The organism is Burkholderia sp. AU44665, assembly GCF_030504405.1.
In the GTDB taxonomy this organism is placed as follows: Bacteria; Pseudomonadota; Gammaproteobacteria; order Burkholderiales; family Burkholderiaceae; genus Burkholderia; species Burkholderia semiarida.
Window position 1 is genome coordinate 1 of record NZ_JAUJRI010000027.1, and the last position, 20,167, is coordinate 20,167.

Sequence of the window (20,167 nt, forward strand, 5' to 3'; positions counted from 1 at the left end):
TCAAACTCTTCAGTTCAAACCTGTTACTGTTTTCGGTTCCGTAGAACCGGTCGCTCACTCAAAGCTGACAGGAATATGAATCACTTCATAAACCTGACTTACTTTAGTGTGAGACTCTTGATACTTTTGCTATCTGATCCGAGGATCAGCTCGCTTTCATCAAGCGCCCACACTTATCGGCTGTTAATTTTTAAAGAGCGTTTCTGCGAGAAACTCCGTGTTTCCCAGCAGCGCTGCGTTTTCAGCAGCAGAGAAGCGAGATTATGAACCGTATTTCGCAGCTCGTCAACAACTTTCTGAACGACTTCGTTGCGACTGCGGGGCCCATCTTCCTGCGCCGCCGAGGCTCGTTACCACCGAACCCCAACAGCACCGCTTCCCCTCCCCCCGCGCCGCGTTTCCGGTAGCGCGAAAGAGGCGTGATTCTAAGCACCCGCCCCCATCCACGCAAGCTCTTTGTGAAGAAAGCTTGAAAAAGCCTCCGTGCGCTGTCGCGCACGGAGGCTGGGGGCTCGACGAACGATGTAGCGCTGTCCGCCGACAGGCCGTCTGCAATATTCCTCTCTATATAGAGGGGCGTCACTTGCCGCCCACGGCAGCCTGCAATTGCTCGAGCGGCACCGCATCGGCCATCGCCGTGTAACCGGCATCGCTCGGATGGATTCCATCGCCGCTATCGTATCGGCGCTGCAACACGCTCGCACGCGCCGGATCGCGCAGCACCGCGTCAAAGTCCACCACGCCGTCGAACCCGCCGCCGCTCCGGATCCACCGGTTCACCTCGAGCCGGATCGCCTCGCGCCCGGCCGGCAACGCCGCCGGCGTGAGCGTCGCGCCGAAGACCTTCACGCCCTGGCGATGCGCCGCGTCGATCAGCCGGCGATAGCCGTCGATCAGCGATGCGGCCGTTACCTGCGTATGCGGGTGATCGCAATCGAGCCCGGCGCGCGGCGGCATCGCCGCGAAGTTGATGTCGTTGATCCCGATCAGCACGATCGCCGCCTTCACGCCGGAGCGCGACAGCGCATCATGCTCGAATCGCGACGCCAGCGAGGTGCCGTAGCACGCGGAGTCGCTGAGCAGCCGGTTCCCGCTAATGCCGAGATTCACGACACCGACCGAATCGGCGCCCGACGCGGCCAGCCTGCGCGCGAGTGCGTCCGGCCAACGGCGGTTCCGGTTGACGGTGGAGCGCAGCCCGTCGGTGATCGAATCGCCGATCGCGGCGACGCTGGCGCGCGCGGCGCCGGACTCGACAGCCAACTCGGTCACCCACGCATATTGGGTAAAACGGGTGCGGAACGCGTCGGCGCCCGGGTCGCCCACGTGATCGCCCGGCGCGGACACATAATTGAACTGGTTCGACACGCGGTGCCAGACCGTCATCCGCTCGTTCGGCCCCATCTGGAGACTGATCGCATACGGGCGCGCGGCCGTCACGTCGATCGTCACCGGATCGCTTTCGATCTCGTGACCAGGCGCGAGCGTCACCGACGCCTTGCCGCCAAACCGGACCGGCACCGCCGCGCCGCCGGCGAGCGCGGCACCTTCGCCGGCACGCGCGAGGCTCGCGGCCTCGACGACCAGCGGCGCGCGACCGTATGCGTTGCTCACGCGAATCCGCGCGGCCCGCCCCGACACGGTCGGATAGACGACCTGGCGCACGGTTCGGCCGGCCACGTCGGGCGCGCGGTAAAGCGGCGGCGGCGCGGCGAGGTCGGGAATCGGCTGCAGTGCGGTCGCCCACGCGGCGACCCATCCGGCCGGCGCGGCCGACGCCTCGAGCGGCGACACGAAAACGGCCGCCCCCAGCACGGCCGCGGCGAAACTGCTTCGAAATGACATCGGCAAGATCCTCATCGGAAAGCGGGCATTGTGCCGCAGAAGACGCCGGACCCTCGCGCGAAGCCGCACTTGCGCCATTCGATCGCGCCCCGATGTCCCTCGTTTACCCCAGTCCCGCCGCAAATCCGCAAGAAATTTATTAACCGACCGGTCGGTTGGTTTATACTTCGCACACATTCAACCGGACGAGAGCCTCCGCCATGTACACGCAATCCCTCGACATCCCCGGCAACGTCGCGCCGCTCGACGCCGCAGCCGAGTCGCCCGAGCAGGCGCGGTTCGATGCGGTGATGGCCGCGGACGGCAAGATCGAACCGCAGGACTGGATGCCCGACGCCTATCGCAAGACGCTGATCCGCCAGATCTCGCAGCATGCGCACTCGGAAGTCGTCGGCATGCTGCCGGAAGGCAACTGGATCTCGCGCGCGCCGAGCCTGAAGCGCAAGGCGATCCTGCTCGCGAAGGTGCAGGACGAAGCCGGCCATGGCCTCTATCTTTACAGCGCGGCCGAAACGCTCGGCGTATCGCGCGATTCGCTGGTCGACGCGCTGCACGCGGGCAAGGCCAAATACTCGAGCATCTTCAACTACCCGACGCCGACCTGGGCCGACGTCGGCGTGATCGGCTGGCTCGTCGACGGCGCCGCGATCATGAACCAGATCCCGCTGTGCCGCTGCACGTACGGCCCCTACGCGCGCGCGATGATCCGCGTGTGCAAGGAAGAGTCGTTCCATCAGCGCCAGGGTTTCGACGCGCTGCTGTCGATGATGAAGGGCACCGACGCGCAGCGTGCGATGGTCCAGCAGGCCGTCGACCGCTGGTGGTGGCCGGTGCTGATGATGTTCGGCCCGAGCGATGCGGATTCGGTCCACAGCAATCAGTCCGCGAAATGGGGCATCAAGCGGATCTCGAACGACGATCTGCGCCAAAAATTCGTCGACGCGACCGTCGATCAGGCGAAGGTGCTCGGCGTGACGCTGCCCGACCCCGACCTGAAATGGAACGAGGCGCGCGGTCACTACGACTACGGCGCGATCGACTGGGACGAATTCTGGCGCGTGGTCAACGGCGACGGCCCGTGCAACAAGGAACGCCTCGCCACTCGCGTGAAGGCGCACGAGGACGGCGCCTGGGTGCGCGAAGCCGCGCTCGCGCACGAAGCGAAGCGCCGCGCCCGCGCCGAACAGCACGCCGCCTGAGCGGCACCCCTCGAATTCATGAATCAGGAGAAGGTAATGAACAAGGAATGGCCGATCTGGGAAGTATTCGTGCGCAGCAAGCAGGGCCTCGACCACAAGCACTGCGGCAGCCTGCACGCCGCCGATGCGACGATGGCGCTGCGCATGGCGCGCGACGTCTACACGCGTCGCCAGGAAGGCGTGAGCATCTGGGTGGTGCCGTCGTCGGCGATCACGGCGTCGGATCCGAGCGAGAAGGCCGAACTGTTCGAGCCGGCGGGCGACAAGATCTACCGTCACCCGACGTTCTACACGCTGCCCGACGAAGTCAACCACATGTAACGCCCGCGCCATGACGATCACGCCCGAACACCTCTCCTACGTGCTGCGCCTCGCGGACAATGCGCTGATCCTCGGTCAGCGCAACGCCGAATGGTGCGGCCACGGCCCGATCCTCGAGGAAGACATCGCGCTCACCAACATGAGCCTCGACCTGATCGGCCAGGCGCGCATGCTGTACACGCACGCGGCCGAGCTCGAGCGCCAGCTCACCGGCGCGACGAAGACCGAGGACGATTACGCGTACTTCCGCACCGAGCGCGAATTCGCGAACTTCACGCTCGCCGAGCTGCCGCACTATGGCCCGCTCTCCGGTACCGCGCACGCCGACAAGGACTACGCGGTGACGATCGTGCGCAACTTCCTGTACGCGGCGCTGATGCTGCACGTGTGGAGCGCGCTGGAAACGTCGACCGACACGCAACTCGCCGCGATCGCCGCGAAATCGGTGAAGGAAACCCGCTATCACGTCCAGCATGCGCGCGAATGGCTCGTGCGCCTCGGCGACGGCACCGACGAATCGCACCGCCGCGCGCAGGCCGCGCTCGATTACCTGATGCCGTACACGCGCGAATTCTTCACCGCCGATGCGATCGACGACGCGATCGTCGCACCGGGCATCGGCCCGGCGCCGGCCGCGATCGAGGCCGCGTGGCGCGCGGACGTGGACGACGCGCTCGCCGAGGCCACGCTCACGCCGCCGACTCCGGTGAAGCATGTAACGACCGGCAAGCAGGGCGAGCACTCGGAGCACATGGGCTACCTGCTCGCCGAAATGCAGAGCCTCGCGCGTCAGCATCCCGGCGCGAGCTGGTAACCGCCCCACGCCACGGAGCCCGACGATGTCCGCCCAGACCGCCGCCCCTACCCACGGCGCTCCCGCCGCGCACTGCGACGATCCGCTGCTCGCCCGCGCATGGGACGTGCTGGAAGCCGTGCCCGATCCGGAGATTCCTGTCGTGTCGATCCGCGAGCTCGGCATCCTGCGCGACGTCCGCCGCGCGGACGACGGCCGGCTCGAAGTCGTGATCACGCCGACCTACTCGGGCTGCCCGGCGATGTCGCAGATCGCCGAGGACATCGCCGCCGCGCTGCAGGCCGCCGATCTGCCGCCGCACCGGATCGAGACGGTGCTCGCCCCCGCGTGGACGACCGACTGGATCACGCAGGAAGCGCGCGACAAGCTGCGGGCCTACGGCATCGCGCCGCCGGTCGGCCAGTGCGGCAGCACCGCGCCGCGGGAGAACGTCGTGCGCTTCGTGCCGCGGCCGGTCGCGGCGCCCACCTGCCCGCGCTGCGGCTCCGCGCGCACCGAACGTCTCGCGCAATTCGCGTCCACGGCCTGCAAGGCGCTGTATCGCTGCGTCGACTGCCGCGAACCCTTCGACTACTTCAAACCCTACTGAATATGGCGACCCCGCAATTTCACCCGCTGCGTATCCGCGACGTGCGGCCCGAGACCGCCGATGCCGTCACCGTCTCGTTCGACGTGCCGCCCGAACTGCGCGACGCATACCGCTTCACGCAGGGCCAGTTCGTCACGCTGAAGACCCACATCGACGGCGAGGAGACGCGCCGCTCGTATTCGATCTGCGTCGGCACGACGGACTACGATCGCGACGGCGAATTGCGCATCGGCATCAAGCGCGTGCGCGGCGGCCGCTTCTCGAACTTCGCGTTCGACACGCTGAAGCCCGGCCACACGATCGACGTGATGACGCCGGACGGCCGCTTCTTCACGCACCTGAACGCCGACCACGGCAAGCAGTACGTCGCGTTTTCCGGCGGCTCGGGGATCACGCCGGTGCTCGCGATCGTGAAGACGACGCTCGAACTCGAGCCGCGCAGCACGTTCACGCTGATCTACGGGAACCGCAGCGTCGACGCGATCATGTTCGCGGAGGAGCTGGAGGACCTGAAGAACCGCTACATGAACCGCTTCGTCCTCTATCACGTGCTGTCGGACGACCTGCAGGACGTCGAGCTGTTCAACGGCGTGCTCGATCAGGCGAAATGCGCGGAATTCCTCGCCACGCTGACGCCGGCCGACGCGATCGACGAGGCGTTCATCTGCGGCCCGGCGCCGATGATGGACGCCGCCGAAGCGGCGCTGAAGGCGGCCGGCGTGCCGCAGGCGAAGGTGCACGTCGAGCGCTTCGGCACGCCGCTGCCGCAGGCCGGCGCACCGGTCGTCGAGATCACCGCGCAGACGCCTGCCGCCGACCTCGAAATCGTGCTCGACGGCAAGAAGCGCAAGCTGCGCTTGCCGTACGAAGGCGTGAGCCTGCTCGACGTGGGCCTGCGCGCGGGCCTCGCGCTGCCGTACGCATGCAAGGGCGGCGTGTGCTGCACGTGCCGCGCGAAGGTGATCGAAGGCGAAGTGCGGATGGAGAAGAACTACACGCTCGAGGAGCACGAAGTGAAGGACGGTTTCGTGCTCACGTGCCAGTGCCACCCGATCAGCGACAAGGTCGTAGTGAGCTTCGACGAACGTTGAGCGGCGTCGCGTCGCGGCGCCGGGCGGTTTCTCGCCGTCACACATCTCGCTTACACTAGGGGCCGCCGGCCGGCTGGACATCGCAACGTCCGCCCGGCCGGCGGTTTTCTTTTGTTGACGACAGGCCGATGAGTACCATTCATGTGATTCAGGGCGGCACCGCCGCCGCGTCGCTGCGCGAGGCCCTTGCGCTAGCCGGACGCGACGAGCGCGTCGTCGGGTTGCTCGACGATCTCGGCGTCGGGCCGCTGAAGGGCGTCGACGAGACGCCCGACACGCGCGCCGCGTTCTGGCAGCACGTGCTCGGCGACCAGATTCCCGACTGGAACGCGGAAATCGAGGCCGAATTCGCGCGCCTCGACCAGCTTGCGATGGATGCCGGCCAGGTCGTCGTGTGGCACGCGCCGAGCGTCGGCGACAAGCTGCTGCTGCGCCGCGTTGCCTATCACCTGCGCAACGTGCCGCAGCGCCTGAACGAGGTGCGGCTGTCGGCCGCCGACCTCGACGCCGAGCAGCGCGCGGCGCTGTCGCGCACCGACCAGGCGTGCGCGACCGGAATGTTCTCGCCCGCGGAACTGGCGCGCAAGCGGCCGGCGGCCGCGCCGGTCTCGGTCCTGCGCATCGGCCGCCTCGCGCTCGAATGGCAGGAGGCGAAGCACCTGAACGCCGAACTGCGTTATTGGGTCAGCAACACGATCAAGAGCGGCCACTACGCCGATCTCGACGCGCTGATCGTCGCGCGCGCGGAAGCCGACTGGCAGCCCGCGCAGCGCCTCGTCGGCAGCATCATGGCCGCGGCCGACCGCGGCGGGCTGTTCGTCAGCGACTCGATCGCCTGGTGGCGTTGCCGCGAGCTCGCGGCAGCCGGCCGGCTCGAACTGCAGGACGATGCGCCCGCAGCCCTCTCTTCCACGCAGGTGCGCGCCGCCCACGCCGCCGCGCACCGCTAATCTTCCGCATTCGACCATGGCCCGAACCCGAGCGCCCGACCACGAATCCCAACGCGAGCAGATCCTCGACCTGGCCGCCGAGAAATTCGCGCAGACGAGCTACCCGAGCACGTCGATGTCCGATCTCGCGACCGCGAGCGGCACGTCGAAGGCGCGGCTCTATCACTATTACGAGAGCAAGGAAGCGATCCTGTTCGACCTGCTCGACCGCTACACGAAACGGCTGATGCTGATCATCGCCGAGGTCGAGGGCGCAAGCCAGCGGCGCGGCCTCAGCGAGCGCGACGCGTTCGCCGAACTCGTGCGCGCGTTCCTCGCCGAGTACGAGACGTCGCACAGCCGCCATGTCGCGCTGCTCAACGACGTGAAGTATCTGGAGGACGCGCAGCGCGAAATCGTGCTCGACCGCCAGCGCGACATCGTCGCGGCGTTCACGCGCCAGCTCGCGCGCGCCTACCCGGACCGGATCTCGAAGGAAAACCAGACCCCGGTGACGATGATGGTGTTCGGGATGATCAACTGGACCTTCACGTGGCTGAAGCCCGGCGGCCGCCTCGGCTACCGCGACTTCGCCGAACAGGTGATCGACCTGATCGAGCGCGGGCTGTCGACGGCGGCCTGATTGTCGCGCAGCAGCATGCGTTGCGCGACGGGCACAGTGGCGCCACCCGTCGCGCATTTCATATGATGAATTTTAAATCCATTCAAAATCAGCAGGTTACGGAATGAACTAAGCGGATTTAGAATTCCCCCTCAGGACAAAGAACGTCAAATACGGGTTTTCCCCAACCTCGCTCGGGTAAAATGCTGTTGCATTGCACAACCCGCTTGTGCACCCACACTGAGGAACCCACGATGAACACGCAATTCAACGGTCGTGCCGATGCTGTCGGCAAGGTCGGTACTGCGCCGGTTCTCGTCAGGGAACTGGCTTCCAAAGACCGTGAGCACATGCTCACCCACTTTCTCTCGCTCGACGAAGAGGACCGCCTGCTGCGCTTCGGCCAGATGGTGCCCGACCACGTGATCGAGAACTATGTCCGCACGATCGATTTCGGTCGCGATACCGTGTTCGGCGTGTTCGACCACGACCTCGAACTGATCGGCGTCGGCCACCTGGCCTACTTGCCGGCCGAGGGCGACACGCGCACGGCCGAATTCGGCGTGTCGGTGCTCGAAAGCGCGCGCGGCCGCGGCGTCGGCTCGAAGCTGTTCGAGCGCGCGGCGATCCGCAGCCGCAACACGCACGTGACGATGCTGTACATGCATTGCCTGTCGCGTAACGCGACGATGATGCACATCGCGAAGAAATCCGGGATGCGGATCGAGTACGCGTACGGCGAAGCCGATGCGTACCTGTCGCTGCCGCCGGCCGACCACTCGACGATCATCGCCGAGATGCTGCAGGAACAGGCCGCGGTGTTCGACTACGCGATGAAGCGCCAGGCGCGCCGCACGACGAAGTTCATCGAATCGCTGATGCCGGCCTGACGCCGGGCCCGACTCGCCAACCTCAAGCCCCAACGCGCTGCCGTTGCAGCCCGCGAAAAAGGGCTCGCCCCTTTCGCGCTTCGCGTGTCCGGCGGCTGCCGACGTCATTGTCACCCCATCGCCTCACCGATACGGCCGCCCTTGCAGCCGACATCACGGCATGTTTCCCGCGCTCCGGCGCAGCGCGTCCGCTGGCAGTGCGGTTCAAGCTCCTCTGTCGCCGGACAGTGCTCGCGCAGAAGAACATCTACTTTCGTATCCGTCCCATTGATCTTTGAGCGCCCGCCGATAGATGATCGGTCGCTTATTTCACTCGGCGAAAGGTCGAAGTGACAGGCTGTCTACCCGTGGTTTCTCCATACTCGGGCTACGCCTTCATCCATCGAACCTATTTTCCCGATTCGTCTATTTCATGTTGCGAGGATAAGGGTATGACGGGACAACGCATCAATTACGGGCAGCCTACCGGAATGTATCTGTTGATCGAACAACTGCATGCGAAGTCCGGACTGCCATCGTTGGCTAACACGGTTGGTGCATCCAATCTGCAAATCTATCGGACCGTTGCCCAACTGTATGAAACTGCCGATATCTACATCGACAATCAACGGGTCGTGTCTGGCGAGATGACCATGTGGCAAATGCTAAAGGGAGCATTCGGCATCGATGTCGTCACGCGCCCCAATGGTAAAACCACGCTGGTGCTTGAATATGCGGGCTTCGTCAGCAACATCACACCATTGCCCAAAATCGGCAACCTCTTGCCCGAACTCATTACCAAGGAATATACGCTGAAGCTTCGTTCTCCCTATATCTTCGGTACTGATCCCCTACCAGACATCCAACTCTACAGGCATGCCAAATCCGTATTTATGCAGCGCAATGGTGGCCAGTCTCCAGCCACGGCAATGGCGAAATACAATCGCCGAACCAGGGAGCTGATCCGACTTAATACAATCAGCGAAATCGACACCGTCCTGCGCGGTCAGCGCACGGCGCTTCCGTCGTTGAATTTCTGAACTTCCGTCTATCGCGACATGCGCCTCACCATCGCCAAACCGATATCGCTGGCCTTCTTTACAGTGCTAGGCGGTCTGCTGGGCTTCACCCTCCACAACAGGTTCATAGAGAGCCTCGCTAGCACGCATGCCGTATGGTTCGTCGCCGGCCCGCCATCACAGATGTTCGTCGATCAACTTCGGACCACTATCGCCTTTGGTACTCTTGGGGGGCCGTGAGCATCGGAATTTCGTTCTTCCGTACACACATCGCATCGGCCAAGGTTTGCACCGTGGCGACGTTGCTGGTTATCGCTGTCGCGGTAGCAGGTACATGGGGCGCGCAGGCGATTATTCTCGCCCGACTCGCCGCGACGACGGCGGCCACAGCGCAGTTGAACATCCCTTTATTACTCCCCTTACCCCACATTCCCGCTTTCTGGATCGCGGGAACAGCAACCGTCTGTGTTGTCATCGACGTCGGTATCACCATGCTGTTCCTGCGCCGCCGCCATGGTTGGAGATGACAATGAAGACCGCGCTGCATGCATGGCTGAACGGCTATCGGCGCATGCTGTCGTTTCGGGGCCGAGAACGACGCCGGGATTTCCTCTGCTTCCTGCTCGGCCATTACCCGCTCTTTTATCTTCTGATCACGCTGATCAAATGGTCCCACACTCGGCTTTCCGCCGACGCAACGCTCACGTCGTTCCTGCTGTTCTGCGCCGGGCTCGCGTCGCTATGCGCGACCCTGGCCTACAACGTCAGGCGCCTGCACGACAGCAATCGCTCCGGCCTGCTGTGCATCGGCTACTTCCTGTTCGCAGCCCCCATTGTGATCCTCGTGTCGCTGTGGCTCGCGCCCCGCAACGCCGGTAATCAATACGGCCCCGATCCGCGCCGCACGCGCACGTAGCTCCCGCACCGGCGGTACGGCAAGCCGGCGCGTCGCATCTACATCACACGTCGCCGTCAGCGAATCGGCAACGCCGTCGTTTCCTTGAAGCAATCGAGCGAGAAGCTCGTTTTCACGTCGATCACCGACGGGTGATGCAGCAGATGCTCCTGCACGAAGCGGGAGAAATGCGCCATGTCCTCGACCTGCACGCGCAGCAGGTAATCCATGTCACCCGTCATCGCGTGGCACGCGACCACTTCCGGCCAGGTCTGCACGGCCGCGCGGAACAGCTCCGCGTGGGTCGCGCCCGCGCGCGCCGACGTCTCGTCGGCCCGGACCGGCGCGAGGCCGCCGCGCTTTTCGAGCCGCACGCTCACGTACGCGAGCAGGTCGAGCCCGAGCTTCTGCGGATTCAGCAGCGCGACATAGCCGGTGATCACGCCGATTTCCTCGAGCCGCCGGATTCGCCGCAGGCAGGGGCTCGGCGACAGGTTCACGCGCTCGGCGATCTCCTGGTTCGACAGGCGCCCGTTCTCCTGAAGAATCGCGAGAATCCGCCGGTCGATGGCATCCAATTCAGCCTGCGCCATCTTCTGCCCTCCATCGATAATTTTGAGACTGGAAATTGCGCCATCGTAGGCGCGGGCGATTAAGTTCGCAAGTTTTCGCTCGCGGCCGCCCGCTACACTCTGTCGCATGTATCGACTTGCCGCGCATGCTCGTGACGGGCACGGCCGTCGACATCGAACCACGCCGGACATGCGCACGCCGCGCCGGCCGATCGCCCCGCACAGGAGACACGACATGCAGATCCCCACCTGGGACAACCCCGTCGGCACCGACGGCTTCGAATTCATCGAATACACGGCGCCGGACCCGAAAGCGCTCGGACAACTGTTCGAGCGGATGGGTTTCACCGCGATCGCGCGCCACCGCCACAAGGACGTGACGGTGTACCGCCAGGGCGACATCAACTTCATCATCAACGCGGAACCCGATTCGTTCGCGCAACGCTTCGCGCGGCTGCACGGCCCGTCGATCTGCGCGATCGCGTTCCGCGTGCAGGACGCCGCCAAGGCATACCAGCGCGCGCTCGAACTCGGCGCGTGGGGCTTCGACAACAAGACGGGCCCGATGGAACTGAACATCCCGGCGATCAAGGGGATCGGCGATTCGCTGATCTACTTCGTCGACCGCTGGCGCGGCAAGAACGGCGCGCAACCGGGCGCGATCGGCGACATCAGCATCTACGACGTCGACTTCGAGCCGATTCCCGGCGCGAACCCGAACCCGGTCGGCCACGGCCTCACCTACATCGATCACCTGACGCACAACGTGCATCGCGGCCGCATGCAGGAATGGGCCGAGTTCTACGAGCGCCTGTTCAACTTCCGCGAAGTGCGCTACTTCGACATCGAAGGCAAGGTGACGGGCGTGAAGTCGAAGGCGATGACGTCGCCGTGCGGCAAGATCCGCATCCCGATCAACGAGGAAGGCTCGGATACGGCCGGCCAGATCCAGGAATACCTCGACGCGTATCACGGCGAAGGCATCCAGCACATCGCGCTCGGCGCGAGCGACATCTACCAGGCGGTCGACGGGTTGCGCAGCAAGGAAGTGAAGCTGCTCGACACGATCGACACGTATTACGAGCTGGTCGACCGCCGCGTGCCGAACCATGGCGAATCGCTGGAAGAACTGAAGAAGCGCAAGATCCTGATCGACGGCGCGCGCGACGACCTGCTGCTGCAGATCTTCACCGAGAACCAGATCGGGCCGATCTTCTTCGAGATCATCCAGCGCAAGGGCAACCAGGGCTTCGGCGAGGGCAACTTCAAGGCGCTGTTCGAATCGATCGAACTCGACCAGATCCGCCGCGGCGTCGTGCAGGACAAGGCCTGACGCATCCGCCGGGTGGCGCAGCGCCGCGCCACCGGGCCAGCCGCACGATCCGGCGACGCAAAGAAAAAGGGCGGGAACCCGAGGATTCCCGCCCTTTTTGCATGTCGGCGCGGCCCGCAGGCCGCGCGATCGCATCAACGCACGCTCGCCTTCGACTCGGCGGCACGCGCGGCCGACGGCTGTGCCACGGCGTCCTGGGCCGGCACGATCTGAAGCATCTGCGCGCCGGCTGCCGCCAGCGCGCTCGCGCCTTGCGCACGCACCGGGCCGGTCATCGCGAAAAACGCGGCGGACACGATCAGGAAACTCTGGATATGACGTGTGTTCATTGCACCTCCTGTAAAACTGCCGGCGCCTCCCCGAGCGCGTCGGAACGCACCCACGCGGCCGGGCACCTCCGGCAGGCCGACAAGATTAACGGCATTTGCCCGCAGATCAATGCCGCTTTACATGCTTTTACATGATGTAACGCATGATCTCGCCCTGTTTCGCGACGTGCGGACGCCCGTGCCCCGCGTCGCGACCGATGGGCGGCGGGTTTGCCCCAGTGCTACCATCCCTTAAAACCGGCGAACATGCCGGCCACTGCAGACGCGTCCAAAAGATGCCGACGCAACCGAAGTTTTGGTGATCCCAGACCGGGTGGAGGAGACAGTTAATGAATGCCCCGCTAGACGCAGACCAACGCGCGTCGCTAGAAGCCGCGCTGAAGTCCGTCACGCTTGACGACAAATACACGCTGGAACGCGGCCGCGCGTACATGAGCGGCATCCAGGCCCTCGTGCGCCTGCCGATGCTCCAGCAGGAACGCGACCGCGCCGCCGGTCTCAATACGGCCGGCTTCATCTCCGGCTACCGCGGCTCGCCGCTCGGCGGCCTCGATCTGTCGCTGTGGAAAGCCAAGCAGCACCTGGCCGCCCACCAGATCGTGTTCCAGCCCGGCCTCAACGAAGATCTCGCCGCCACGGCCGTGTGGGGTTCGCAGCAGGTGAACCTGTACCCCGGCGCGAAATACGACGGCGTGTTCGGCATGTGGTACGGCAAGGGCCCGGGCGTCGATCGCACCGGCGACGTCTTCAAGCACGCGAACTCGGCCGGCTCGTCGCAGCACGGCGGCGTGCTCGTGCTCGCCGGCGACGACCACGCGGCGAAATCGTCGACGCTCGCGCACCAGTCCGAGCACATCTTCAAGGCCTGCGGGCTGCCGGTGCTGTTCCCGTCCAACGTGCAGGAATATCTCGATTTCGGCCTGCACGGCTGGGCGATGAGCCGCTACTCGGGCCTGTGGGTCGCGCTCAAGTGCGTGACGGACGTCGTCGAATCGTCCGCGTCGGTCGACATCGACCCGCATCGCACCGAAATCGTGCTGCCGACCGATTTCATCCTGCCGGAAGGCGGGCTGAACATCCGCTGGCCCGATCCGCCGCTCGTGCAGGAAGCGCGGCTGCTCGACTACAAGTGGTACGCGGCGCTCGCCTATGTGCGTGCGAACAAGCTCGACCGGATCGAGATCGATTCGCCGCATGCGCGCTTCGGGATCATGACCGGCGGCAAGGCGTACCTCGACGTGCGCCAGGCGCTGATCGACCTCGGCCTCGACGACGAAACCTGCGCGCGGATCGGCATCCGGCTCTACAAGGTCGGCTGCGTGTGGCCGCTCGAAGCGCAAGGCGCGCAGGCGTTCGCGCGCGGCCTCGACGAAATCCTGGTGGTCGAGGAAAAGCGCCAGATCCTCGAATACGCGATCAAGGAAGAGTTGTACAACTGGCCCGACGCGCAACGCCCGCGCGTGTTCGGCAAGTTCGACGAGAAGGACGGCGCCGGCGGCGAATGGTCGGTGCCGATGGGCAACTGGCTGCTGCCCGCGCACTACGAGCTGTCGCCCGCGATCATCGCGAAGGCGATCGCGACGCGGCTCGATAAATTCGAATTGCCGTCCGACGTGCGCGCGCGCATCGCGGCGCGGCTCGCGGTGATCAACGCGAAGGAAATGGCGCTCGCGAAGCCGCACGTGCAGACCGAGCGCAAGCCGTGGTTCTGCTCGGGCTGCCCGCACAATACGTCGACCAACGTGCCGGAAGGCTCGCGCGCGATCGCCGGGATCGGCTGCCACTACATGACCGTGTGGATGGACCGCAGCACGAGCACCTTCAGCCAGATGGGCGGCGAAGGCGTGCCGTGGATCGGCCAGGCGCCGTTCACCGACGAAAAGCACGTGTTCGCGAACCTCGGCGACGGCACCTATTTCCATTCGGGGCTGCTCGCGGTGCGCGCGGCGATCTCGTCGAAGGCGAACATCACCTACAAGATCCTCTACAACGACGCGGTGGCGATGACGGGCGGCCAGCCGGTCGACGGCGTGCTGACGGTGCCGCAGATCACGCACCAGCTCGCGTCCGAAGGCGCGAAGAAAATCGTGATCGTCACCGACGAGCCGGAGAAATACGACAGCCAGAAGGCGCTGCTCGCGCCGGGCGTGACGATCCATCACCGCGACCAGCTCGACGACGTGCAGCGCGAGCTGCGCGAGATCGAAGGCACGACGATCCTGATCTACGACCAGACCTGCGCGACCGAGAAGCGCCGCCGCCGCAAACGCGGCACGTATCCGGACCCGGCGAAACGCGTCGTGATCAACGAAGCGGTGTGCGAAGGCTGCGGCGACTGCTCGGTGCAGTCGAACTGCCTGTCGGTCGAGCCGCTGGAGACCGAATTTGGTACGAAGCGCCAGATCAACCAGTCGAGCTGCAACAAGGACTTCTCGTGCGTGAAGGGCTTCTGCCCGAGCTTCGTCACGGTCGAGGGCGGCCAGTTGAAGAAGCCGAAGGCCGTGTCGGTCGACGGCAGCGCATTGCCGCCGATTCCGGAACCGACGCTGCCGGCGATCGACCGTGCGTACGGCGTGCTCGTCACCGGCGTGGGCGGCACGGGCGTCGTCACGATCGGCGCGCTGCTCGGGATGGCCGCGCACCTGGAGAACAAGGGCGTGACCGTGCTCGACGTCACGGGTCTCGCGCAGAAAGGCGGCGCCGTGATGAGCCACGTGCAGATCTCGCACGCGCCGACCGACATCCATGCGACGCGGATCGCGATGGGCGAAGCCGATCTCGTGATCGGCTGCGACGCGATCGTCACGGCCGGCGACGAATGCACGTCGCGGATGCGGCACGACGCGACGCGCGTGGTCGTCAACAGCGCGCAGACGCCGACCGCCGAGTTCATCAAGAACCCGAACTGGGCGTTCCCCGGCCTGTCCGCCGAGAACGACATCCGCGCGGCCGCCGGTGAAGCGGTCGATTTCATCGACGCGAACCGCTTCGCGGTCGCGCTGCTCGGCGACGCGATCTACACGAACCCGTTCGTGCTCGGCTACGCATGGCAGAAGGGCTGGCTGCCGCTGACGCTCGCGTCGCTCGAACGCGCGATCGAGCTGAACGCGGTGTCGGTCGACAAGAACCGCGCGGCGTTCGACTGGGGCCGCCGCGCCGCGTACGACCTGGCCAGCGTGAAGCAGGCCGCGGCCGGCGACGCCCGGCCCGCGCAAGGCGCCACGGTGATCTCGCTGCACACGAGGAAGGCGGTCGACGCGCTGATCGCGAAGCGCGTGGAATTCCTCACCGCGTACCAGAACGCCGCTTACGCGTCGCGTTATGCGGCCTTCGTCGACAAGGTACGCGCGACCGAACGGGCGCTCGCGGACGGCGACGCAATGCAGGAGCCGCTGACCGAAGCGGTCGCGCGCAACCTGTTCAAGCTGATGGCGTACAAGGACGAATACGAGGTCGCGCGGCTGCAGTCCGACCCTGCGTTCCTCGCGCGCCTGACCGCGCAGTTCGAAGGCGACTGGAAGCTGAAATTCCACCTCGCGCCGCCGCTGTTCGCGAAGACGGACGCCCACGGCCATCTCGTGAAGAAGGCGTACGGCCCGTGGATGATGTCGGCCTTCCGGCTGCTCGCGAAGGCGAAGTTCCTGCGCGGCACGGCGCTCGACCCGTTCGGCCGCACCGCGGAGCGCCGCACCGAGCGCGCGCTGATCGGCGAGTACGAAGCGCTGATCGACGAGGTGCTGGCCAAGCTGAACGCGGCCAACCGGCCGCTCGCGCTCGAGCTCGCGGCGCTGCCGGACGGCATTCGCGGCTACGGCCACGTGAAGGAGAACAACCTGCGCGCGGTACGCCAGAAATGGGACGCGCTGCTCGCGAAATGGCGTTCGCCGGCAGGCGGCCAGTCGCACCAGCAGGTCGCGTAACGAACGGCGCGCGCCGCGGGCGGGCGCATTCCGGACGGTCTTCGTGACGTCCTGCCGGCGCCCCGCCCTCGGCCCGTTACGGTTCACGCGAAAAAAAGCCACGGAACGCAGGTTCCGTGGCTTTTTCATTGCGCCGCGCGTGACGCGCGGCACCGCGGGCGTGGACTTACTTCGTGTTCACGTTCGCGGCGGCAACGGCCGTCATGTTGATGATCCGGCGCACGGTCGCGGCCGGGGTCAGGATGTGGACGGGCTTGGCCGCGCCGAGCAGGAACGGGCCGACCGTCACGCCTTCGCCGCCGACCATCTTCAGCAGGTTGTACGCGATGTTCGCCGCTTCGACGTTCGGCATGATCAGCAGGTTCGCCTCGCCCGACAGCGTCGTGCCCGGGAACGCCTGCTTGCGGATCAGTTCCGACAATGCCGCGTCGCCGTGCATTTCGCCGTCGACTTCGAGGTTCGGCGCACGTTCGACGATCAGCTTGCGGGCCTCGGCCATCCGGCGCGACGACGCCGACGGCGCGCTGCCGAAGTTCGAGTTCGACAGCAGCGCGGCCTTCGGCGTGATGCCGAAGCGCTCGATCTCGGCCGCGGCCTGGATCGTCATGTCGGCGAGCTGGTCGGCGCTCGGCAGCTCGTTCACGTACGTGTCGCACACGAACAGGTTGCGGCCCGGCAGCATCAGCAGGTTCATCGCGGCGAAATGCTCGGCGCCCTTCGCGCGGCCCAGCACCTGCTCGATGAACTTCAGGTGGCTGTGGAACGTGTCGATCATCCCGCAGATCATCCCGTCCGCGTCGCCCAGATGCACGAGCATCGCGCCGATCAGCGTGTTGAACTTGCGCATCGCGGCCTTCGCGACTTCCGGCGTCACGCCGTCGCGCGCGCCGATCTCCTGATACGCCTGCCAGTAGCGGTGGTAGCGCGCATCGTCTTCCGGATCGACGATTTCGAAATCGGTGCCGGCCTTCAGCTTCGAGCCGATCTTCGCGAGGCGCATGTCGACGACCGACGGACGGCCAATGATGATCGGCTTCGCGATCTTTTCCAGCAGCACGAACTGCGCGGCGCGCAGCACGCGCTCGTCCTCGCCCTCGGCGAACACGATGCGGGCCTCCTTCTGCTTCGCGGTCGCGAACACCGGACGCATCACCATGCCGGTGCGGTAGACGGTCGCGCCGAGCTGCTCGCGATAGGCGTCCATGTCCTGGATCGGGCGCGTGGCGACGCCCGAATCCATCGCGGCCTGAGCGACGGCCGGCGCGATCTTGATGATCAGGCGCGGATCGAACGGCTTCGGAATCAGGTAGTCCGGCCCGAATTCGAGCGAATGGCCTTCGTACGCCTTCGCGACTTCCTCGCTCTGGTCGGTTTCCTGGGCCAGCTCGGCGATCGCGCGCACGCACGCGAGCTTCATTTCTTCCGTGATCGTCGTCGCGCCGACGTCGAGCGCGCCGCGGAAGATGAACGGGAAGCACAGCACGTTGTTGACCTGGTTCGGGTAGTCCGAACGGCCGGTCGCGACGATCGCGTCCGGGCGCACGGCCTTCGCGTCTTCCGGGCGGATTTCCGGTTCCGGGTTCGCGAGCGCCAGGATCAGCGGCTTGTCGCCCATCGTCTTGACCATGTCCTGCTTCAGCACGCCCGCGCTCGAGCAGCCGAGGAACACGTCCGCGCCGGCGATCGCGTCGGCGAGCGAGCGCGCGTCGGTGTTCGCCGCATAGCGCTGCTTCGACGGATCGAGGTTGCCGCGCCCTTCGTAGATCACGCCCTTCGAATCGGCGACGAGGATGTTCGACTTCGTGAGGCCGAGGTTCACCAGCAGGTCCAGACACGCGATCGCGGCCGCGCCCGCGCCCGAACACACGAGCTTCACGTCGGCGAGTTTCTTGCCGACGACCTTCAGGCCGTTCAGGATCGCGGCCGACGCGATGATCGCGGTGCCGTGCTGATCGTCGTGGAAGACGGGGATCTTCATGCGCTCGCGCAGCTTCTGCTCGATGTAGAAGCATTCCGGCGCCTTGATGTCCTCGAGGTTGATGCCGCCGAGCGTCGGCTCGAGCATCGCGATCGCCTCGACGAGCTTGTCGGGGTCGGACTCCGACAGTTCGATGTCGAACACGTCGATGCCCGCGAATTTCTTGAAGAGGCAGCCCTTGCCTTCCATCACCGGCTTCGCGGCGAGCGGGCCGATGTTGCCCAGACCGAGCACGGCCGTGCCGTTGGTGATGACGCCGACGAGGTTGCCGCGCGACGTGTACTTCTGCGCGTCGAGCGGATCGGCGTGGATCGCCTCGCACGCGGCGGCGACGCCCGGCGAATACGCGAGCGACAGATCGAGCTGGTTCGACAGCGGCTTGGTCGGGGTGACCGAAATCTTGCCGGGTTTCGGGTTCAGGTGATAAGCGAGAGCGGCCTGCTTCAGTTGTTCGTCCATGATTGACCTGCGAGAGACATGCGAAATATTGACGACTCAGTACACAGCACCTTCGGCCGCGTCTGCTTGAATCGAGGGGATGGTCGACTGCGAGACGGCCCGCGACGCGCCGGATCGGCACGCCATCGAACCTTGGCGGATGGCAAGAGGAAAGTACAAAGTACTGAACGATTTCTTAGGGTCGCCTAGTGTACACCCCCTAAATGACCTCCGTTGGTGCACCGCCGCATCCCCGGCATCCGCATCGGACTGGTCGCACCCCATTTGTTTCGCCTGTGGTGAGCCGCGCGCCGAACCGCGCGAATTCCGCCGAAAACCGGCCTGGATCGGGTAAAATAGCCGGCTACGCGCGCAGCGATGCGATTGGCCTGCCGATCGCGCCCCGGCCCTCCGGGCAGGTTCCCCTTGCTGCGCCATCGGGCCCGCGCCCGCTTCTCGCTCATCACCCAAGGAATGCCCATGACAGGCTACGATCGTCAGTCGATCTCGGATACGACCGCCAAAATCCTGCTCGAAGTGCAGGCGGTGCACTTCAATGCCGAAAAACCGTTCATCTTCACGTCCGGCTGGGCAAGCCCCGTCTATATCGACTGCCGCAAGCTGATCTCGTATCCGCGCGTGCGCCGTGCGCTGATGGAAATGGCGGAAACGACGATCACGCGCGACATCGGCTTCGAGCAGATCGACGCGGTGGCGGGCGGCGAGACGGCCGGCATCCCGTTCGCGGCATGGATCGCCGACCGGATGATGGTGCCGATGCAGTACGTGCGCAAAAAGCCGAAGGGTTTCGGCCGCAATGCGCAGATCGAAGGCCATCTCGAGGAAGGCTCGCGCGTGCTGCTGGTGGAAGACCTGACGACCGACAGCCGCAGCAAGATCAACTTCGTCAACGCGCTACGCACCGCGGGCGCGACGGTGAACCACTGCTTCGTGCTGTTCCACTACGACATCTTCAAGGAAAGCGTGTCGGTCCTGAAGGACATCGACGTCGACCTGCACGCGCTCGCCACGTGGTGGGACGTGCTGCGTGTCGCGAAGGCCTCGGGCTACTTCGAGACGAAGACGCTCGACGAAGTCGAGAAATTCCTGCACGCACCGGCCGAATGGTCGGCCGCGCACGGCGGCGCGACGGCCGCGAAGGAATGACGCCACGCCGGCATGCATGCCGGCGCACTGGCTGAACAAGCCGCCTGCTTCACCGCAGGCGGCTTTTTTTCGTCCGTTGCCATGCACCCTGACCGAGCGCAATCGCGGGCGGCAGTGGGCATCGCTCATCGAACCCTAATGCTAGACTTGATCCATCGCCGCCCTCAGCTGCGCGGGCAACACACAACGCCAACAATGCCGGGCATCTCGGTCCGGCCCACGTGACGGGAGAAGCGC

18 protein-coding genes are annotated in these 20,167 nt (G+C 65.4%); 14 read left to right on the plus strand and 4 right to left on the minus strand.

What is annotated here, in order from left to right; translation table 11 throughout:
• Positions 1-579 precede the first annotated feature (579 nt).
• Complete coding sequence (locus tag QZM15_RS30150) at positions 580-1,845, minus strand: SGNH/GDSL hydrolase family protein (protein ID WP_060008757.1); 1,266 nt, start codon at positions 1,843-1,845, stop codon at positions 580-582.
• 200 nt (positions 1,846-2,045) lie between these two features.
• Here QZM15_RS30150 and paaA point away from each other — a divergent pair, with 200 nt between their 5' ends.
• The 11 genes from paaA (at position 2,046) to QZM15_RS30205 (ending at position 10,214) form a co-directional block, all read left to right on the plus strand.
• The gene (gene paaA / locus QZM15_RS30155; protein ID WP_059578252.1) at positions 2,046-3,044 is read left to right on the plus strand and encodes a 1,2-phenylacetyl-CoA epoxidase subunit PaaA; all 999 of its coding nucleotides are present in this window, start codon (positions 2,046-2,048) and stop codon (positions 3,042-3,044) included.
• Between the two features lie 36 nt (positions 3,045-3,080).
• Positions 3,081-3,365, plus strand: a complete 285-nt coding sequence (gene paaB / locus QZM15_RS30160; protein WP_006482881.1) for a 1,2-phenylacetyl-CoA epoxidase subunit PaaB — start codon at positions 3,081-3,083, stop codon at positions 3,363-3,365.
• A 10-nt stretch (positions 3,366-3,375) separates the two neighbouring features.
• Positions 3,376-4,179, plus strand: a complete 804-nt coding sequence (paaC, locus tag QZM15_RS30165) for a 1,2-phenylacetyl-CoA epoxidase subunit PaaC (RefSeq protein WP_059578249.1) — start codon at positions 3,376-3,378, stop codon at positions 4,177-4,179.
• Positions 4,180-4,204: 25 nt separating this feature from the next.
• Entirely contained in the window at positions 4,205-4,768 is a 564-nt protein-coding gene (gene paaD, locus QZM15_RS30170; RefSeq protein WP_302107809.1) for a 1,2-phenylacetyl-CoA epoxidase subunit PaaD, read from the plus strand.
• 2 nt (positions 4,769-4,770) lie between these two features.
• Entirely contained in the window at positions 4,771-5,859 is a 1,089-nt protein-coding gene (gene paaE / locus QZM15_RS30175) for a 1,2-phenylacetyl-CoA epoxidase subunit PaaE (RefSeq protein ID WP_059578243.1), read from the plus strand.
• A 128-nt stretch (positions 5,860-5,987) separates the two neighbouring features.
• The gene (locus QZM15_RS30180; RefSeq protein ID WP_302107810.1) at positions 5,988-6,809 is read left to right on the plus strand and encodes a DUF1835 domain-containing protein; all 822 of its coding nucleotides are present in this window, start codon (positions 5,988-5,990) and stop codon (positions 6,807-6,809) included.
• Between the two features lie 16 nt (positions 6,810-6,825).
• Entirely contained in the window at positions 6,826-7,431 is a 606-nt protein-coding gene (locus QZM15_RS30185) for a TetR/AcrR family transcriptional regulator (RefSeq protein ID WP_059578238.1), read from the plus strand.
• A 233-nt stretch (positions 7,432-7,664) separates the two neighbouring features.
• Positions 7,665-8,300 carry a GNAT family N-acetyltransferase gene (locus QZM15_RS30190; protein ID WP_302107811.1) on the plus strand — a complete coding sequence of 212 codons (636 nt, stop codon included), beginning with the start codon at positions 7,665-7,667 and terminating at the stop codon, positions 8,298-8,300.
• A gap of 431 nt (positions 8,301-8,731) precedes the next feature.
• Positions 8,732-9,319: a hypothetical protein gene (locus QZM15_RS30195; RefSeq protein ID WP_302107812.1), complete on the plus strand. Its 588-nt coding sequence runs from the start codon at positions 8,732-8,734 to the stop codon at positions 9,317-9,319.
• 215 nt (positions 9,320-9,534) lie between these two features.
• Entirely contained in the window at positions 9,535-9,825 is a 291-nt protein-coding gene (locus QZM15_RS30200) for a hypothetical protein (RefSeq protein WP_302107813.1), read from the plus strand.
• A gap of 2 nt (positions 9,826-9,827) precedes the next feature.
• Positions 9,828-10,214, plus strand: a complete 387-nt coding sequence (locus QZM15_RS30205; RefSeq protein ID WP_059578232.1) for a DUF805 domain-containing protein — start codon at positions 9,828-9,830, stop codon at positions 10,212-10,214.
• A gap of 56 nt (positions 10,215-10,270) precedes the next feature.
• Here QZM15_RS30205 and QZM15_RS30210 read toward each other — a convergent pair whose 3' ends face one another.
• Positions 10,271-10,786, minus strand: coding sequence for an Lrp/AsnC family transcriptional regulator (locus QZM15_RS30210; protein ID WP_059578229.1), 516 nt, complete (start codon positions 10,784-10,786; stop codon positions 10,271-10,273).
• Positions 10,787-11,000: 214 nt separating this feature from the next.
• Here QZM15_RS30210 and hppD point away from each other — a divergent pair, with 214 nt between their 5' ends.
• Complete coding sequence (gene hppD, locus QZM15_RS30215) at positions 11,001-12,098, plus strand: 4-hydroxyphenylpyruvate dioxygenase (RefSeq protein ID WP_059578227.1); 1,098 nt, start codon at positions 11,001-11,003, stop codon at positions 12,096-12,098.
• 134 nt (positions 12,099-12,232) lie between these two features.
• Here hppD and QZM15_RS30220 read toward each other — a convergent pair whose 3' ends face one another.
• Entirely contained in the window at positions 12,233-12,427 is a 195-nt protein-coding gene (locus QZM15_RS30220; RefSeq protein WP_059578224.1) for a hypothetical protein, read from the minus strand.
• A gap of 329 nt (positions 12,428-12,756) precedes the next feature.
• On the opposite strand from QZM15_RS30220, the gene QZM15_RS30225 reads away from it, so the two are divergent.
• The gene (locus QZM15_RS30225) at positions 12,757-16,347 is read left to right on the plus strand and encodes an indolepyruvate ferredoxin oxidoreductase family protein (RefSeq protein ID WP_302107814.1); all 3,591 of its coding nucleotides are present in this window, start codon (positions 12,757-12,759) and stop codon (positions 16,345-16,347) included.
• Positions 16,348-16,513: 166 nt separating this feature from the next.
• On the opposite strand, the gene QZM15_RS30230 is transcribed toward QZM15_RS30225, so the two are convergent.
• A complete protein-coding gene (locus tag QZM15_RS30230) occupies positions 16,514-18,784 on the minus strand; it encodes an NADP-dependent malic enzyme (RefSeq protein ID WP_302107815.1) in 2,271 nt (756 codons plus the stop codon).
• Positions 18,785-19,243: 459 nt separating this feature from the next.
• Here QZM15_RS30230 and QZM15_RS30235 point away from each other — a divergent pair, with 459 nt between their 5' ends.
• Positions 19,244-19,930, plus strand: a complete 687-nt coding sequence (locus QZM15_RS30235; protein WP_059578215.1) for an orotate phosphoribosyltransferase — start codon at positions 19,244-19,246, stop codon at positions 19,928-19,930.
• Positions 19,931-20,167 lie beyond the last annotated feature (237 nt).

Excerpts from the sequence above, each read along its gene's own strand:
- QZM15_RS30150 (WP_060008757.1), bottom strand. The coding sequence starts at position 1,845 with ATGTCATTTCGAAGCAGTTTCGCCGCGGCCGTGCTGGGGGCGGCCGTT.
- paaA (WP_059578252.1), top strand. The coding sequence starts at position 2,046 with ATGTACACGCAATCCCTCGACATCCCCGGCAACGTCGCGCCGCTCGAC.
- paaB (WP_006482881.1), top strand. The coding sequence starts at position 3,081 with ATGAACAAGGAATGGCCGATCTGGGAAGTATTCGTGCGCAGCAAGCAG.
- paaC (WP_059578249.1), top strand. The coding sequence starts at position 3,376 with ATGACGATCACGCCCGAACACCTCTCCTACGTGCTGCGCCTCGCGGAC.
- paaD (WP_302107809.1), top strand. The coding sequence starts at position 4,205 with ATGTCCGCCCAGACCGCCGCCCCTACCCACGGCGCTCCCGCCGCGCAC.
- paaE (WP_059578243.1), top strand. The coding sequence starts at position 4,771 with ATGGCGACCCCGCAATTTCACCCGCTGCGTATCCGCGACGTGCGGCCC.
- QZM15_RS30180 (WP_302107810.1), top strand. The coding sequence starts at position 5,988 with ATGAGTACCATTCATGTGATTCAGGGCGGCACCGCCGCCGCGTCGCTG.
- QZM15_RS30185 (WP_059578238.1), top strand. The coding sequence starts at position 6,826 with ATGGCCCGAACCCGAGCGCCCGACCACGAATCCCAACGCGAGCAGATC.
- QZM15_RS30190 (WP_302107811.1), top strand. The coding sequence starts at position 7,665 with ATGAACACGCAATTCAACGGTCGTGCCGATGCTGTCGGCAAGGTCGGT.
- QZM15_RS30195 (WP_302107812.1), top strand. The coding sequence starts at position 8,732 with ATGACGGGACAACGCATCAATTACGGGCAGCCTACCGGAATGTATCTG.
- QZM15_RS30205 (WP_059578232.1), top strand. The coding sequence starts at position 9,828 with ATGAAGACCGCGCTGCATGCATGGCTGAACGGCTATCGGCGCATGCTG.
- QZM15_RS30210 (WP_059578229.1), bottom strand. The coding sequence starts at position 10,786 with ATGGCGCAGGCTGAATTGGATGCCATCGACCGGCGGATTCTCGCGATT.
- hppD (WP_059578227.1), top strand. The coding sequence starts at position 11,001 with ATGCAGATCCCCACCTGGGACAACCCCGTCGGCACCGACGGCTTCGAA.
- QZM15_RS30220 (WP_059578224.1), bottom strand. The coding sequence starts at position 12,427 with ATGAACACACGTCATATCCAGAGTTTCCTGATCGTGTCCGCCGCGTTT.
- QZM15_RS30225 (WP_302107814.1), top strand. The coding sequence starts at position 12,757 with ATGAATGCCCCGCTAGACGCAGACCAACGCGCGTCGCTAGAAGCCGCG.
- QZM15_RS30230 (WP_302107815.1), bottom strand. The coding sequence starts at position 18,784 with ATGGACGAACAACTGAAGCAGGCCGCTCTCGCTTATCACCTGAACCCG.
- QZM15_RS30235 (WP_059578215.1), top strand. The coding sequence starts at position 19,244 with ATGACAGGCTACGATCGTCAGTCGATCTCGGATACGACCGCCAAAATC.